Source organism: Streptomyces sp. S6, assembly GCF_054880855.1.
The window spans coordinates 1-16,737 of the sequence record NZ_JBTYMC010000143.1 but is presented as its reverse complement, the minus strand read 5'-3'; the positions used below and the strand labels follow the sequence as shown (position 1 = coordinate 16,737).

Sequence of the window (16,737 nt, the reverse complement as noted above, 5' to 3'; positions counted from 1 at the left end):
GCAACCTCGACTCGCGCGCGGGCGAGGAGGTGCTCGGGCTCCTCGGGCGCACCGCGCGGGAGACCGGGCGCGCGGTGGTGATGGTGACCCACGACCCGTCCGCCGCCGCGCACGCCGACGAGGTCGTGTTCCTCGCGGACGGACGGCTGGTGGACCGGATGCGGGCGCCGACCGCGGAACGGGTCCTCGACCGGGTCAAGGCGTTCGAGACGAGAGCGGGGCGGGTCACCGGTGCGCGAACGCCGTCGCGAGAGCCGAGGAGTGCCGGGCAAGGCGCGACCATGGACGACACCGGCCGCACCGGTCCGACGCCCGCCGGTGCCGCCCCGGCGCGGTCGGGGGAGGCGCGGCCATGAGCGACACCGGCCACCACACCGACCTGACACCCCCCACCCCCATCCGCACCGCCCTCCGCCTGGGCCTCGCCGGCCTGCGATCCCACCGCCGCCGGTTCGCCGGAACGTTTCTCGCGGTGTTCCTGGGCGTCTCCTTCCTCACAGGCACGCTGGTGATGGGTGACACCCTGCGTGCCGGGTTCGACTCGATGTTCGGGAGTGCGACGGCGGGCACGGACGCCGTCGTGCGCGGGGCGGACGCGATCGCCGCGCCGGGGGAGAGGGAGGGGGTCCGGCGGCCCGTGCCGACGGCACTGGTGCGTGACATATCACGCATCACCGGCGTCGCCGCCGCCGAACCCGACATCCAGGGCGCCGGGCAACTCCTCGGCCGCGACGGGAGACCCATCGGCGGCAAGGGCCCGCCCACCCTCGCCGGCAACTGGATCACCGACACACGCCTCAACCCCTACCGCCTCGCCGAGGGCCGCGCCCCCGAGCACCCCGGAGAAGTCGTCGTCAACCGTGCCACCGCGAAGAAGGGCGGCCTGCGCCTGGGCGACACGACGGTCCTGCGCACCCCCGACCCCGTGCGGGTCAGGATCGTCGGGCTGGCGACCTTCGGCGGCGCCGACGGCATGGGCCAGGTCACCTACACCGGCCTGACCCGCACGGACGCGGAGCGGTACCTCACCGCACGCCCCGGCCAGGCGACGAGCATCCTGGTGCGGGCGGCGGACGGAGTGAGCCAGCGGGAACTGGTGACCCGGCTGACTCCCGTACTCCCCAAGGGAGTCGAGGCCGTCACCGGCCAGGAGTCCGCGCGCGAGGACACCGAGATGATCTCCCGTCAGTTCCTCGACGTGTTCACGACGTTGCTGCTGGTCTTCTCCGGAATCGCCCTGCTCGTCGCGACGTTCTCCATCCACAACACGTTCGCCATAGTCGTCGCCCAACGCACCCGAGAGAACGCCCTGTTGCGGGCCGTCGGAGCCTCCCGGCGCCAGGTCACCGCCACCACCCTCACCGAGGCGACGGTCGTCGCACTGACCGCGTCCGCCGCCGGACTCGCGGGCGGCATCGGTGTCGCCGCCGGGCTGAAGGCACTGTTCCCGGCGATCGGATTCCCCTTCCCCGACGGCGAGTTGGTGATCGGCGCACTCTCGCTCACCGTGCCGCTGCTGGCCGGGACCTCGGCCTGTCTGGCGTCCGCGCTGCTGCCCGCCGTACGGGCCGGACGCACCGCACCGCTGGCGGCGCTGCGCGAGGTCTCACTCGACGGGTCGGGGGCGTCTCGCCGGCGGGCCGTCGTCGGGGCCGGACTGCTGGTGCTGTCGGCCGGGCTGCTGGTCTCACCGTCCTGGTGGACGGCGGGAGCCGGTGCGCTGCTGCTCCTGGCGGCGTTCGTGGTGCTGGGCCCGGTCGCGTCGTCCGGCGTGATCCGGGTGCTGGGCGCGCTGCTGGGGAAGGCGCGGGGCGTGACCGGATCCCTGGCCCTGCGCAACGCCCTGCGCAGCCCCCGGCGGACGGCCGCGACGGCGAGCGCGCTGATGATCGGGGTGGCCGTCGTCTCCCTGTTCACCGTGTTCGGGGCGTCGCTCAAGGCGACCATGGACCGCACCGTCGCCCAGTCGTTCGCGGGCGATCTCGCCGTCAGCGCACCGGCGTTCGGCGCGGGCGGCAGCGGACTGAGCCCCCGGCTGGCACCGGCGATCGACAAGCTGCCGGAGGTCGACACGGCCGTCGGACTCGGCAAGGGCGTCGCCGAAGTGAACGGCGAGGGCAGGCAGTTGACGGTCACCGACCCCGCCGCCCTCGCCCGCACCTTCGAACTCGGCGCGATCCAGGGCGACATGAACACCCTCGGCGCCGACGGCATCGCCATGACCCGTACCGAGGCCCGCAAGCGGCACCTCGCCGTCGGCTCCGAGGTCCCCCTCGCCTTCGCCGACGGACAGCGCCTCACCTTCACCGTCCGTGCCCTGTACGGCCGTTCGGAACTCGCCGGCGACTACGTCGTCACCCGCCAGGCGTGGTCCCCGCACCGCACCCAGGACCACGACACCCTCGTCGCGGTGAAACTCCGTGAGGGCGTCGGTGAACGCGCGGGCAAGGCGGCCGTGGCGCGAGTCGCCGCGCGGTACGGCGATCCGGAGGTGCAGACCCGGGACGAGTACGCCGCGTCCTCGGCCGGCGGCATCGACATGATGCTCACCCTCGTCTACGCGCTCCTGGCGCTCGCCGTGCTCATCGCCCTCCTCGGCATCGCCAACACCCTCACCCTGGCCGTCCACGAACGCACCCGGGAACTCGGCCTGTTGAGGGCGGTCGGCCAGACCCGTGCGCAACTGCGGGCGATGATCCGCTGGGAGTCCGTCCTCGTCGCCGCGTTCGGCACGGCCGGCGGTCTGGCGCTGGGCGGCCTCCTCGGCTGGATCCTCGTCCGGGCCTCCGACGGCGCGAGCGACAGCGCGTTCGCCTTCTCCGTACCGGTGTCACGGCTCGCGATCGTTGCACTCGTGGGGGTGGCCGCAGGTGTGCCGGCGGCGCTCGGGCCCGCGCGCAGGGCCGCACGCATGAACGTGCTCGCAGCCGTGGCCGCGGAGTGAGACCGACGGGGGTGTGCCGGTCGCGGACGACGCGACCGGCACACCCCCGTGCCACACGGGCACCCCGGATGTTCCGGAGCGCCGCGACGGCCCCTCGACATGTGACACCTCACCGAGGAGACCCGGCCGCGAAGGCGTCTCAGCGCACCAGCAGATACGCGTCGGTGATCGTCTCGCGGACGGTGTTGCCGCCCTTGTCCCTGAGGTCGACACGGAAGGAAGCGGACTTGGCGCTGCCCGGATGCCTGACGGTCACCGAACGCGCACCCTTCGCGTCGGTCGCGACGGTGAGCGCCTTCCAGGTGCGCCCCGCGTCGAAGGAGACGTCCACCTTGAGCGCGGCGACCTGCCCGGCCCCGGCCGCCGGGCCGCTGATCCTCAGCGGCACCGAGAGGGTGCCGCCCGCCGGAGCCGCCCCGCGCAGGCTGAGCTGCGGGACGAGCCGCACCGTCGACAACGGCAGCAGCGCCGTACGGTCCGAGACCGGCCGGGCCGAGGTGAACGTCCACACCCCCGTCACCTTGGTGCTGACGGCGGTGTCCGCTGCGGCACGCCTCGCCTCGACGGTCAGGCGGTACGCGGCGGAAGCCGCCGGCACCTCGGCGCTCACCCAGTTCGCGTCGGGCTCCTCGGCGAGGACCCGCCCACCGGACTCCAGCCGGGCGAACCCCTTGGTGCCGGCCGGCCTCCCGGAATTGCCGCCGCCGTCGAAGAACAGCTCGGCCCGCGTGGCTAGGCTGTCGCGGGCCCGCTCGACCGCCGCGAGACCGGGGCCGATGACACCGGTGTTGAACAGCAGCGTCTGACGGGAACCCGGCTTGTACGTCACCGGCCCCCTCTCGTACACCACGCGCGCCGCGCCGCGGCCGTCGAGCTGCGTGGCCGTCCAGAACCAGCGCACCCCGTCCGTGTTGAGGTAGTGCGTGCTGGACAACGGCAGTTTCAGCGCGGGCGGTTCGGCGATGCCGACGCTGTCGCCCTGCCTGTCCACCGGCTTGATGGACACCTGCCCCTTCACACCGCTGACGGAGGCGCCGAAACCGAGCTTCACCTCGGCGACCTCGCCGCGGGTGACGGTGCGGTTCAGGCCGGTGAAGAAGCTGCCCTCGCGGTGGAAGGCGAGCCGGTGATCGACGAGCTGCGCGCCGGGCTTCTTCCACACGCCGTTGAACTGGGCCTTCAGCGTGGCAGAGGCCGGTCCGAGGGCCAGGGTGCGGACCGGCGGCGCCCCGCCGGAGGACCACGTGTTGCCCACGCCGACACCCCGGTCGAAGTAGCCGACGGCCGAGGTGACGGGCTTCGCGGCCGGATCCGGCGCCTTCACGGTGAACGGTTTCGCCTTGCGGGAGTCGAGCGTGACCGTGAGGTTCCTGTCCACGGTCAGCACCGGCTGCACGAAGAAGCCCGGCTCGTTGTCCGCCGCGAAGACGATGCTGTCCAGCAGGTAACTCCCCTTCCGCAGCCGCTGCACCACCGTGCCGCCCGCCCGGTACGGCAGCACGACCCCGGCGCCCTGGTCACGGGGCGAGACCGACGTCGTGTACGCGGCCGGCTTCGCCCCGTCGGCGTCGATGTGCCGCACCGTCACGTCGTAGGACTCCGCCTCCCGCTCGACCACGAGACCCGTGCTCACCTGCTGTCCGTCGCCCGACGCGAGGACGGTGCCGCCGAAGACGCCGTCACGGGTGCCCTTGCGGGTGTCGGCGACGACGGTGGTCCGCGCGGTGCCGCCGGCCGGGACGGTGAGCTGCTCGTCCCGCACGGTGAACATGCCGGCCGGGGCGGTCCCGGAGGTGGTCAGCCGCAGGGTGACCGGGCGGGTGCCGAGGTTGCGGTAGGTGAGGGTCCTGGAGAGGAGCTTGTCGTCGGCGTGCGGCCACAACTGGGTGCCGAAACCGAGCGAGCCCGGCTCGGAGACGACCTCGGCGCCGGCCGCCCGCTCCAGGTCCACCCGGCCCGCGCCCTGCTGATGGGCGTTCAGCTCGGGATCGGGCTGAGCCGAGCTGGTCAGGAGCGACTTGAGCCGGGCCCCGGTGAGGTCCGGGTGCTGCTGGAGCACCAGCGCGGCGGCGCCCGCGACGTGCGGGGCCGCCATCGACGTCCCGCTGAGCACGGTGTAACCGTCGCCCGCCGGAGAGCTGCCTTGAGTCGTCCGGGCGGCGGTGATGTCGACGCCGGGGCCGGTGATGTCGGGCTTGGGGGTGCCGTCGAGGTTCGGGCCCCGGCTGGAGAAGTCGGCGATCCTGTCCTGCTTGTCCACGGCGCCCACGGTGAGCGCGGCCGGGGAACTGCCGGGCGATCCGATCGTGCCGGGCCGGTCGCCGTCGTTGCCGGCGGCCACCACGAACAGGGCCTTGCCGGACAGCCGGGCGACGGCCGCCTCCATCGGGCCCACGTCCGGGGTGTCGGGGGACCCCAGGCTCATGTTGACGACCCGCGCGCCCTGGTCGACGGCCCACTGCATGCCGGCCACGATGCCCGAGACGGGGCCGAAGCCGTCGTCGGCCAGGACCTTGCCGTCCAGCAGGCGCACGCCGGGCGCCACGCCCCTGTACCGGCCGCCGGAGCGCGCGCCGCTCCCGGCGAGGATGGACGCCACGTGGGTGCCGTGCCCGAAGTGGTCCTTGCCGTCGGGAGAACCGCTGAAGTTCTTCTGCGCGACCTCGACGCCCTTGAGGTCCGGGTGGGTCTCGTCCACGCCCGAGTCCAGGACCGCCACCGTGACGCCCTTGCCGGTGTAGCCGGACTTCCACATGACCGGCGCTCCGATCTGCGGCACGCTCTTGTCCAGGGACGCCCGGACCTTCGCGTCCAGCCAGACGTGGGCGACGGGCCGGGCGCGGCCGGTCGCGCCGTCCGCCGTGAGAGTCCGGCCGGTGACCGCCGACCACAGCGCCGAAGTCCCGCTCCTGGGCAGTGTGAAGGCTTCGCCGTTCACGGCGGGCAGCGCGCGCCGCTGCCGGACGGCCGCCCCCGCGAAGGGGTCGCGGGCCGCCGACAGGGTGTGGCCCTCCCGGTAGCCGACGATCAGCGGCAGCGCGTCGCCGTAGCCGTCCTCGGCCAGCCGCGCGACGTCGAACAGGCTCCGGTCGAGCACCCCGTCGGCGATCGGGCGCAGGGCGTCCTGCGGGATCACCCAGGTGTGGCCGCGCTCGCGCCGCACCGAGAAGCCGATCTTCTCGCGGCCCTCCGCGCGGACGAGCGAAGCGACCCCGCCGTCGTCGCCGACGGTCACACGGTCCCCGGTGATCAAGGTGACGGCCGAGGCGGGTGGGCCCGAGGCAGTGCCTCGCGCCGGTTCCGCGTCGGCCGTCACCGTCCCGGTGACCAGTGTCCCGGCCACCGCCATGGCGGCCAGTGCCGCCGTTCTCGCGCGCGCTGCTGATCGCACTCGCGTCCCCCCGCTCGTGTGTTCGTACCCTTGCGTCCTCCGCTATCACGCACGTCACGCGTGTTCGGTTCTGGACGGATGCGAGAACGGGGGAGACGGTCCGGTCAGGGGGTGTACGGGGTGTACGTGATCGAGGAGACCCGCAGGTACCTCGCGCCGTCCGCCGTCGCCCAGGTCGAGTCGTCGGGGTTGCCCGGCCAGTCGCCGCCCACCGCGGTGTTGACGATGAAGCGCATGCCCACACCCCGAGGTGTGGTGTACCACTTGGTGCCGGTGATCGTGCCGTCCACGGCGAAGTCGATGTGGTCCGGCCACCAGGTGAACGAGTACCTGTGGAACGCGTTGGTCCAGCCCGAGGAGTTCGTCTTCGAGAACTGGGTCTGGGCGTTGTTCGCGTCATGCGACGTCTGATACACGGTGTCCGGACGCTGGCCGACGATCTCGGCGGCGTCGAACTCCGGCAGCCACGGATTCAGGTAGGCCGCCCACACCGCCGGCAGGAGGCCCTGACCGCTCGGCAGGTTCGCGGTGAAACTGTAGGTGCCGTAGCCGTAGAGCGCCTTCGACTCCACCCGGCCCGAGTAGTACGTGCCACCCGACCGGTAGGTCTTGATGACGAGGGTGCCGCCCTCGTACCAGACGCAGTCGGGGGTGTAGGTCTCCAGCTCGTTGTTGGGCGTCCACCGTCCGCTGACGGTGTTCCACGAGTCGACCGTCTGAGGGGCTCCCCAGGACGCCGCCTCGGCGTGGGGGTGTCCCAGGAGAAGAAGGGAAAGCGTGGCCAGGGCGACGGCCATCAGGCGTCCCGGTCTGACGAGTACCGACGACATCACGGCTCCATTGCTCGGATGACATGGGGGGAAGGAAACGATTCCTCGTTCCCTCGGTATCGCCGGAATGTAGAACTCCGTTCAACCTTTGACAAGATCCCCGGCAACGATCATGTACTGACTTTTAGAGTCGAAGCCTTCTGCCGTCCCGAAACACAGCCGTCCCGAAACACAGGGGGCGGACGCCCGAACCGCCGGACGCCCGCCCCTGCGCCGTGCCGTACGGCCTACGGCACGACCTTCTCCACGGTCACGTCACCCGCACCCACGAGCGTGCCCCGGGTGTTCACCAGCCGTACCCCGCCGACGAGTTCACGGCCCTCGGCCACGCCGGCCGCCGCAGTGACGGCCACCGGCACCTTCACCGAGCCGCCCGTGCCGAGCCTGACCGGCGTCGCCTCGTCCACCGTGACCTTGCCGAGCACGGGGGAGAAGAACACGTCGTGGTAGTCGTACGCGGTCGAGCCGGACGGCGCGGCATAGGCGACGACCTCGACGGTGTACGTGCCGGCCGCCGGGTTCGCCACGGAGACGGACTCGTCGGCGGTGGGCCCCGCGGACCGGCCGACGACCTCGCCCCGCGCGTCGAGGACCGTCAGATCGAGGTCGGCGGCCGGATCGGCGGCGCCCCCGATCGCGACGTCCAGCGACGTGGTGCCCTCGGGCACCACGACCGTGCTCCGCTGAGCGGCACCCTTCGCGACGACCGGCCGCGCGGTCCTCGACGAACCGAGCGTGCCGCCCTCCAGCCGGCCGTCCACCGCAGCCATCCGGTTCGTGAGCGTCCAGGCGCCGGAGGCCGGGACGCCGATCCTGGCCTCCGGCACGCTCAGCCGCGCCGGGTCGAAGGACGCGGCGAACGCGGACACGGTCAGCCGGTAGGGGTTGTCCAGCGCGGCCGACTTGCGCCGCGCGTCGACCGTGATCTCCCAGACGCCGGGCATCGGCTCGACGGAGGCGGGCAGAGCCGTGTCCGGGTCGTCGTCCGCGACCGTCAGACCGGACGGGTCGACGGCCGTGAAGAACGTCCTGCTGCCCTCCTTCAGCCCACTGAGCCCGATCTCCAGCGACTTCGTGCCCGGCGGGACCGTCACGAAGTACGACCGGAACGTGGTGCGCCGCACCGAGCCCGAGGCGGTGAAGGTGTGATGCAGCGGTGCGGAGACGACGACGGTATCGAGGATCTGCTTGTCGACGCCGGGCGTCCGGGGGTCGTCGACCGTCAGGAGCACGCTCTTGACGCCCGCGCTCCTCGGAGCGGCCCGGAGTTTCACGGTCACCGGCACGCCCAGCGGCAGATCGACCCGCCGGGGCCCGGCGACCGAGAACGTACGGTCCTTGTCGTTCACCAGACGCAGGACGTGGGACAGCGAGCCGGCCGGCCCGGACGTACGGGTGATGACCACGTCGTACGTCCTGCGCTGCCCGACCTTCAGGCCGCCCTCACGGTCGTGGACACCCCTGCCGAACCCCGGCGTCCTCAGCTTCCCGGCGAGGACGGTGTCGACGGGCGCCTTCACCGTGTAGTCGTGGGCGGTGGCGCCCGCCTCGATCGCCTTCCACGCGCCGGGTACGTCGATGAGGCCGGCTCCCTCCTCGTACGCCTGGGCCCCCGGGACGTGCCGGGCGGTCGAGGTCAGCGCCGTCCGCAGCTTCACCGCCGTCATCGCGATGTGCCGCTGCTTCGCGGCGCTCAGCAGCAGCGCGCTCGCGCCCGCCGCCTGCGGGGACGACATCGAGGTGCCGTTGTACATCGCGTAGCCCGGCGGCAGCTTCCACCCCGACTCGGCGATGGACGAGCCCGGCATCCAGGCCGGGATCGTGCTGACCGCCGCACCCGGAGCCACGACGGCCGGCGAGAGGCCGCCGTCCTCGGCGGGGCCGCGCCCGGAGAAGGTGAACACCTGCGAGGGACCGGCCACTTCAGCGCCGTAATCGGCGGCGTACGTCGCGCGGGAGACGCTCGCACCCACCGAGATGACCCCGTCACCCGCGCCGAGGTCCCCGGTGGTGTTGGCGCCGGGGCCGGTGTTCGCGGAGGGGACGACGATCGGGACGCCGTAGGTGGCGAGCAGCCGGTCGTACAGCGTGGAGAAGACGTCGTTGCCGTCGTTGAGCGCCGCCGCGCCGTTGACGGTCATCTCGACGAGGTCGACACCGTGGTTGACGACGAGGTCGATCATGCCCTCGGTGATGGCCGTGTTGGTGCAGGCGGTCGTGAAGGCGCACCCCCGCGACGAGACGATCTTCGCGCCGGGAGCGGCGCCGTCCATCCTGCCGCCGAATAGGCCGTGACCGGCCATGATCCCGGCCGTATGGGTGCCGTGCGCACCGGCGACGAGTCCGATGTCGACGAAGTCCGCCTTCTTGCCGGTCCAGTCGCCGCCCATCGGGTCCATCGGCACGTCCTTGCGGATCTGCACGACGAACGCCTGGCGTTCCACGACGGCCGTGGCCGGGTCGTCGGTGCCGAAGTGACCGACCTGGAACCCGTCCTTGTACGGCTTCATCGGCGTGTCGTCGGTGAAGTCGCCGTTGCCGTCGACGTCGACGGTGACCGTGCCGGCCGCCGGGTCGTACAGCACACCGAACACGTCGGTCGTGTCGCCGTCACGGTTCACGTCACCGTCGGAGTGGCCCGGCGAGTCCGTGACCTTGCCCTGACGGGTGGCCGACTCGTGAAAGACACCGATCCGGTACGAGCCCGCCGGGGCCTTCCAGGTCCTGCCGCCGTACTCGAACGCCGGCCCGGTGACCGGGGTGGTCATCGGCAGCCAGGTGCCGTCGCCGTCGATGACGGGGTCCGTCGAGGTCACCCAGTCGACGATCTTGCGCTCACCGGTCGTCGTCCGCTGGAGCGCGGGGGTGTCGAGGTCGACGCCCGTGTCGAGGAGGCCGATGGTGACGCCGCGGCCGTCCGCCTTCGGGTGCCGGTGCACGAAGTCGACGGCGCCCGTCTCGAACGTCGGGTTGTACGGGTTCCTGGCGGGCGTGTCGGCACTCGGGCCGGGGTGAGCGGGCGCGGAGGCACGGGAGACGACGCCGCTCCCGTGGCCCGATGCGTCCAGTTCCGGTGCCTCCTGCGGGAGTTCGGCCCGCAGGTCGATGGCCTGGACGGAGCTGAGTCTCTCGGCGGCGGCGACGGCCGCCCGCGCCCTGCCTGTCGGGACGGTCGCGCGGACGTAGCCGAGCCTGTCGTACGTACGGCCGACGGAGCCGCCGTCGACCGCGCCCAGCTCCCGGGCGACCTGCCCGGTCTGCCCCGGAGCGGTGGCGATCATCAGCGTGACGTTCTTGTCGCGGCGTGCCACGGCCTGCGCGAGGAGCCGGGCGTCGTGCGAACCGAGCTTGTCGGGGGAGGAGTCGGGGGCGGGGACGGATGCGGTGGTGGGGGTGGTCGCCGGGGTGGCGAAGGCTTCGGGGGTGAGGCCGGCGCCGGCGAGTGCGGCAGCCAGACCGGTGGCCGCGGCGATCCGGACAGCGCGGCGCGCGCCCGGTATCGGGGCCGGGTGGGGGGTGGGCATGCGTGATCCCTGGTGCGGAAGAGACGTGGGGGGGCTGCGATCCGGGACGAGTGCCCGGATGATCGGCAGTGTCGCACAAGGGATCTACGGTTGTTGAGAGTTCACGGGTCAAGGTTGCGTCGAACTTCGAGTCGTGGAGAAGCGGTGCGCCGGCTACTCGCCCAAGGTCGCAGGGACCCCCGGACGTCTGTCCTCACCTGTGCGAACGCCCTGAATCGTCGGGATCGTAGGTCAGAGGCGTGCGGGGGAGCGGGGGGCGGATGCTTGTGGTGCGGCGAGGGCGGGGGCGGTGAGTTCGCGGGGTGGTACATCACCCATCACATTCCACAGGGGGTCCACCGCCCCCGTCGCCGACAGCGTGAACCACACGACCTTCCCGTCCTCCCCGTAGGGCCGCGCCCCCCAGCTCTCGCTCATCGCCGCCACCATCGCGAGCCCCCGCCCGCAGGTGGCGAGCGTGTCGATGTCGTCGAGGTCGTCCGGGGCCGGCGGCACGGGGAGGCGGGGGTCGTGGTCGCGCACCGAGACGGTGAGCTGCCCGAGGAGCAGCTCCAGCTCCACCACGCAGGTCTTGTCCGGCCGCGCATGCCGGTGGACGTTGGCCAGCAGTTCCGTCACACCGAGCGCGGCCCGGTCTATGAGGGGGTCCAGCTGCCAGTACCGCAAGTGTGCGGTAACGATTCTGCGGACCTGGCCGATCCGCGACGGCAGGGCTTGCAGCTCCACCGTGCAGTGCCTGTTCGGGTTGCTGATCACGGCTGCGACTCCCCGACGTGAGGTCCGGAGGAACACGGAGTTCGGATCGTTCCAGCAGCGCGGCCCCGCACAGCGGCCGGCTGCGTTCATGGCCGGCGGGCTGGTTCGCAGCGTTATCGCCGGTAAACCCAGAGTGACGTGAGTTCAGGGTGGCTCAGGGGGAGCGGGGGCGCAACTCTGGGGGAGGGGGGTGAGGTGTGGGGTGTGATGTGCGAGGTGTGAGGTGTGATGTACGACTGCGGGGCTGGGTGGTATGTGATGCGTGATGTGCCGCCGAGGGTGTGCACGGTACGTGATGTGTGAGGTACCACCACCCTCGCGGCACCACATCACACGCCACACATCACACGCCACACATCACACGCCACACATCACACCTCCCCCACCCCCCTCGCCCTCCGCACCGCCTCCAGAAACCCCCGCACCCCCACCGCACCACTCCCCTCGACCCCGGCCCCAGCCCCGTCCCCCCGCTCCCCAGCGGCTAACGTCAGCGAATACCGCGTCCCGTTGAGCTCCGCGAGAGCCCGGCCGTCCGGGCCGAACCGCGGCCGGGACGCGCGTACCGAGTCCGCCGGCGCGCTGTCGATCTCCGTGCCGCGGCTGGTGAGCAGTTCCACTCTGCCGTCGCCGACCCGGACCCGCCCGGCCCGGGTCAGTGACCGGAGCCCTCTGCCGATGCGCACGCCCGTCGCCGTGAACTCCGGCTCCGTCATGGCGCTTCGCCCCCTCGCCCGCCCCGTGGCTGATCGTTCCTGCACGCCCCCGGTGCCGTGCAGTCTGCCGCGCGGGACCGTGCGGCACCAGTAGCCGGTGCCGTTGCCCGGAGCACTCGCGTGAATGCGCCCCCTGAGGGTTCCTTTGAGACGCTCAAAGGTGTGTTTATGCAGGTGGGAAGCGTGTGACAGGTGTCTATGATCGAGGTGACGGCCGCTTGAGCGAGCGTGTGAGGAGCCCTGCCGTGACCACCCCTCTACAGTCCGCGACCCTGGACACCGACCGCAGCGACGCCGCGTACCGGGCGTGGCTGAAGGACGCCGTGCGCAAGGTGCAGGCGGACGCCAACCGCTCGGCGGACACGCACCTGCTGCGCTTCCCGCTCCCCGAGGCGTGGGGCATCGACCTCTACCTGAAGGACGAGTCGACGCACCCCACGGGCAGCCTCAAGCACCGCCTCGCCCGCTCCCTCTTCCTGTACGGCCTGTGCAACGGCTGGATCCGCCCGGACCGCCCGGTCATCGAGGCGTCCAGCGGCTCGACGGCCGTGTCGGAGGCGTACTTCGCGAAGCTGATCGGTGTGCCGTTCGTCGCCGTCATGCCGCGCACGACCAGCGCGGAGAAGTGCCGGCTGATCGAGTTCCACGGCGGGCGGTGCCACTTCGTCGACGACCCCCGCACGATGTACGACGAGTCCGCGCGCCTCGCGGAGCGCACCGGCGGCCACTACATGGACCAGTTCACGTACGCGGAGCGGGCCACGGACTGGCGCGGCAACAACAACATCGCCGAATCGATCTTCCGCCAGCTGGAGCTGGAGCCGTTCCCGGAGCCGGCGTGGATCGTCGCGACGGCGGGCACGGGCGGCACCTCGGCGACGATCGCCCGGTACGTGCACTACATGCAATATGACACCCGGATCTGTGTCGCCGACCCCGACAACTCCTGTTTCTACGAGGGTTGGACGACCGGCGACCCCGACGTCACCTGCGACTGCGGCTCCCGTATCGAGGGCATCGGGCGGCCCCGGATGGAGCCGAGTTTCGTGCCCGGCGCGGTCGACCGGATGATGAAGGTCCCGGACGCCGCGAGCGTCGCCGCCGTACGCGCCCTGGAGGGGGCCATCGGCCGCAAGGCGGGCGGCTCGACGGGGACGGGGCTGTGGAGCGCGCTGAAGATCGTCGCCGAGATGGTGGCCGAGGGACGCCGGGGGAGCGTCGTCACGCTGCTGTGCGACCCCGGCGACCGGTACCTCGACAAGTACTACTCCGACGCATGGCTCGCACAGCAGGGGCTGGACATCGCACCGTACAGCGAGACGATCGAGACCCTGCTGACGACGGGGAAGTGGCAGGAGTGAGCACGCGCCGCACCGTTCCCTGAGCCCGGCCCGCGGCCCCTAAGCCCCCAGCCGCCGCTCCAACGCCCGTACCGCGTCCCGGAACGCGCGCCCCACGAGCGGCCGTATCCCCTTCAGCGCGAGCCGCAGCGGGAGCGGCCCGTCGACGGCCATCGTCCACCGCACCCGGGTCCCGCTCCCCGCCGGAGTCAGCCGCCACTCCTCGACGAGGGCGCGCAGCGCGGGCGCGTTGACCGTGTCGACCCGGTACGCGTACACCTCGGACGGCTCGGCGGCGAGGATCGTCTCCCGGAGACGGATGCCGCCCGAGAGGTGGACCTCCCGCCGCCCGCCGTCACCGAGCGCCTTCGCGGACGTCACCTGCCCGAACCAGTCGGCCCAGCCGGGGACGTCGTCGGCCAGGGCGTGGAAGACGGCCTCGGGGGGCGCGGGGATCTCGTGCGCGAACACCAGTCGGACGGGCGCGGTGCCGATGAACTCAAGCCCTGCCGGGGCCAGTTGACGCTCCAAGGCGAACCCCCTAGAACTGCCGGGCCGCCCACCCTAGTTGACGGAACGTCAGAATCACAGGTCCACGGCCCGGACCGCTTCCCCCGCCACCACGACCCGCAGTCGGTCGGACATCTCCGCCCGCGCCGCCTCCGGCAGCCCCGCGTCCGTCACCAGCGTGTCGACCTGATCGAGCGACGCGAACGAACTCAGGCCCACGACATCCCACTTGGTGTGGTCGGCGACCACGACGACCCGGCGTGCCGAGTGCACGAGACGCCGATTGGTCTCCGCCTCCGCGAGGTTGGGGGTGGACAGCCCCGCCTCGGCCGATATGCCGTGCACGCCGAGGAACAGCATGTCGAAGTGGAGCGCCGCGATGGCCTGGTCGGCGACGGGCCCGACGAGGGAGTCGGAGGGGGTGCGCACCCCGCCGGTGAGGACGACGGTCGCGGCGCCCTGACGCGGCCCCGACGTGCGCTGCGCGGCGTGGAAGACGTCCGCGACGCGCACCGAGTTGGTGACGACGGTCAGCTCCGGCACGTCCACCAGACGGTGTGCGAGCGCGAAGGTCGTCGTGCCGCCGGAGAGGGCGATCGCGCTGCCGGGGGCGACGAGTGCGGCGGCGGTGCGGGCGATGTCCTCCTTGGCGGTGAGTTCGAGGCCGGACTTGGCCTCGAAGCCCGGTTCGTGGGTGCTGGCCTCGACGACCGGGACGGCGCCGCCGTGCACCTTCTCGATGACGCCCTGTCTGCCGAGCGCGTCGAGGTCGCGGCGGATCGTCATGTCCGACACGCCGAGCCGGCGGGTGAGTTCGTTGACGCGGACGCCGCCGCGACGGCGGACCTCGTCGAGGATGAGGGCGCGGCGCTGCTCCGCGAGGAGGTTCTGATTCTCGCTCACGTACGCTCCGGTCCTTCCCGCGTGGAACCCGCCCGGTCGGGTCGGGACGGTCCATCCTCGCACGTCGCAGCCGTTGTCGCGGGCCGCTTGAGGAGGCCGAGAGGGCGACGGGCGCCTGCTCGTGCGCATCGGCACGTGACGGTTGACTCACGTAAGGGGGAGATTCCGTGACAACCGGTGTGTTCATGGGCCGTCAGCCGCCATCCTGACGGGGCACGGCAGGATGCCGACGGCGCGTCACGGGGGAAGTGCGGACAGTGGAACGTCTCATCGTGGGCGGGGTACCGAGCCCTGCCGGACCACCTGAGGAAACGGCACCGGACCAGGAACCGGCGAGGGAGCCGGCCGCGGCTCTGGAACTCCTCGTCCACGGCGTGGGCGGCTCCACGCCGGAGAAGATGCTCGACGATCCCCGCACGGTGCGGGTCACGGGTGACGACACGGCGGCCGTCTACCGCCGCGCGGACGACGCCGACGCGGAGACCCGGCCGGGCGCGCGCCCGGACCGGCCCATCCCGGAGGCGTACGTCTGGTCCAACCTGACGTCCGGCAACGGCACCCGCGCGCTGTGGCTGCTCCTGCTGCCGTTCATGGTCGTCAACCTCGCCCACTGGATGCGCCCCGCCGCCCGCTCCGGCACCCGCGCGGTACGCCTGTACGGCCTGTTGGTGCGGCTCGCCGCGCTCTTTCTGACGGTCCTCCTGGTCGCCGCCGCCTGCGAGGTCGCCCTCGACCTCACCGCCTGGCAGTGCGCGGGCACGCGCGCGTGCGCCGAGCGCCACACCTGGCTGGGGTTCCTCGAACCCGGCGGCTGGTGGGGCCAGCCCGGACGCCGCCTCGCCCTCGCGGCGTTCGTCCCGACGGCCCTCGTCGCCCTCCTGTGGTACCTCTCGCACCGCACCTGGCGCGCGTACGAGTCGCAGGAGCCGCTGCCCCGCACGGACGACGCCGGCACCGCGACGACCCTCAGCCGCCCCGGCTTCTGGTACGGCCGCCGCCTGGTCTCCCGGCTGCGCGCCGCGCACACCGCCGCGGGCCTCCTGACGGTCGCGGCGACCGTCGGTACGGCCGCTGCCCGCCGGGACCACGAGAACGGCTCAGCGGCCCTCCTGGACGCCTTCGGGCACGCCCTGGAGGCCGCCCTGGCCGTCGGCGCCGTCAGCGTCGTGTGGGTGGTGTGCGGCAGGGGCCGCACGGAGGAGCGCCTCGACCACAAGATCGACCGCCACCTCGTACGACGCCTGCCGCTCGGCTCGCTCGCCGTGCTGGCCTGCGCCCTGGTGTACGCGGGCTGGTCGCGGCCCGGCTGGACGTCGCAGGGGCGGCTGCCCGGGGACGTCACGTTCGGCGGGATCGCGGTGGCCCAGGGCGCGGTCGCGGTCGTTCTCGCGGTCGTCGCGCGCGTGCTGTACGAGCGGGACGCCGAGCACCGCTCCGCCCTGCGAGGCCTGGGCGGGCCGGCCGTCGTCATGCTGGCGTGCGCGCTCGGCGGCGTGATGTCCGGGGGTGTCGCCCAGCGCGTCGCCGACTGGCTGGACGGCACCGGGGGCGTCCTGCCGGGGCCGCCCGTCCTGCTGACCTGGCAGGCGTCCGTCATCCCGGCCGTCCTCCTCGTCGTCCTCGCCCTCTGCGCGTTCCTCGGGCAGCGGGCGATGGGCCGGGCGAAGGCGCAGGAGCCGCACGTCGAGAAGGAGTACGGGATTGAGGACGGCGACCCGGCGCGCACGCGTGCCATCGCCCGCGCGCGGGCGATGGCCGGTCTCACCGACCGGGCGCCCCTGCTGGTCGGCGTCACCTCCGGGGCGACGCTGCTGCTGGGCGCG

Annotated in this window: 10 protein-coding genes and 1 pseudogene; 4 read left to right on the top strand and 7 right to left on the bottom strand. The window is 72.5% G+C overall.

Translation table 11 applies throughout. The annotated features are described in order from the left end of the window. Nucleotides 1-356, top strand: a pseudogene (locus ACVNF4_RS20345) (hypothetical protein); the annotation flags it as partial. Between the two features lie 41 nt (nt 357-397). Continuing rightward, nucleotides 398-2,944 carry an ABC transporter permease gene (locus ACVNF4_RS20340; protein ID WP_461804274.1) on the top strand — a complete coding sequence of 849 codons (2,547 nt, stop codon included), beginning with the start codon at nt 398-400 and terminating at the stop codon, nt 2,942-2,944. 139 nt (nt 2,945-3,083) lie between these two features. Here the strand turns inward: ACVNF4_RS20340 and ACVNF4_RS20335 are convergent, their stop codons facing one another. The 5 genes from ACVNF4_RS20335 to ACVNF4_RS20315 all read right to left on the bottom strand — a co-directional run bounded on the left by ACVNF4_RS20335 (nt 3,084) and on the right by ACVNF4_RS20315 (nt 12,161). Continuing rightward, a complete protein-coding gene (locus ACVNF4_RS20335; protein WP_461804273.1) occupies nt 3,084-6,335 on the bottom strand; it encodes a S8 family serine peptidase in 3,252 nt (1,083 codons plus the stop codon). Nucleotides 6,336-6,439: 104 nt separating this feature from the next. Continuing rightward, nucleotides 6,440-7,165: a glycoside hydrolase family 16 protein gene (locus ACVNF4_RS20330; protein WP_461804272.1), complete on the bottom strand. Its 726-nt coding sequence runs from the start codon at nt 7,163-7,165 to the stop codon at nt 6,440-6,442. 227 nt (nt 7,166-7,392) lie between these two features. Then, nucleotides 7,393-10,689, bottom strand: coding sequence for a S8 family serine peptidase (locus ACVNF4_RS20325; RefSeq protein ID WP_461804271.1), 3,297 nt, complete (start codon nt 10,687-10,689; stop codon nt 7,393-7,395). Nucleotides 10,690-10,920: 231 nt separating this feature from the next. Beyond that, complete coding sequence (locus ACVNF4_RS20320; protein ID WP_461804270.1) at nt 10,921-11,445, bottom strand: ATP-binding protein; 525 nt, start codon at nt 11,443-11,445, stop codon at nt 10,921-10,923. A gap of 371 nt (nt 11,446-11,816) precedes the next feature. After that, nucleotides 11,817-12,161: a hypothetical protein gene (locus ACVNF4_RS20315; protein WP_461804269.1), complete on the bottom strand. Its 345-nt coding sequence runs from the start codon at nt 12,159-12,161 to the stop codon at nt 11,817-11,819. Nucleotides 12,162-12,406: 245 nt separating this feature from the next. On the opposite strand from ACVNF4_RS20315, the gene cds1 reads away from it, so the two are divergent. Continuing rightward, nucleotides 12,407-13,522, top strand: a complete 1,116-nt coding sequence (gene cds1, locus ACVNF4_RS20310; protein ID WP_461804268.1) for an L-cysteine desulfhydrase Cds1 — start codon at nt 12,407-12,409, stop codon at nt 13,520-13,522. Nucleotides 13,523-13,561: 39 nt separating this feature from the next. On the opposite strand, the gene ACVNF4_RS20305 is transcribed toward cds1, so the two are convergent. Then, nucleotides 13,562-14,032 (bottom strand): SRPBCC family protein, encoded by a 471-nt coding sequence (locus ACVNF4_RS20305; RefSeq protein WP_461804267.1) that lies wholly within the window; start codon nt 14,030-14,032, stop codon nt 13,562-13,564. A 54-nt stretch (nt 14,033-14,086) separates the two neighbouring features. Then, nucleotides 14,087-14,914, bottom strand: a complete 828-nt coding sequence (locus tag ACVNF4_RS20300) for a DeoR/GlpR family DNA-binding transcription regulator (protein WP_461804266.1) — start codon at nt 14,912-14,914, stop codon at nt 14,087-14,089. A gap of 257 nt (nt 14,915-15,171) precedes the next feature. On the opposite strand from ACVNF4_RS20300, the gene ACVNF4_RS20295 reads away from it, so the two are divergent. Then, a partial coding sequence (locus ACVNF4_RS20295; RefSeq protein ID WP_461804265.1) for a hypothetical protein occupies nt 15,172-16,737 on the top strand: 1,566 nt, incomplete at its 3' end.

What these genes read in the sequence shown, in the direction of transcription:
- ACVNF4_RS20315 (WP_461804269.1), bottom strand. Translation starts at nt 12,161, where the DNA reads ATGACGGAGCCGGAGTTCACGGCGACGGGCGTGCGCATCGGCAGAGGG.
- ACVNF4_RS20325 (WP_461804271.1), bottom strand. Translation starts at nt 10,689, where the DNA reads ATGCCCACCCCCCACCCGGCCCCGATACCGGGCGCGCGCCGCGCTGTC.
- ACVNF4_RS20330 (WP_461804272.1), bottom strand. Translation starts at nt 7,165, where the DNA reads ATGTCGTCGGTACTCGTCAGACCGGGACGCCTGATGGCCGTCGCCCTG.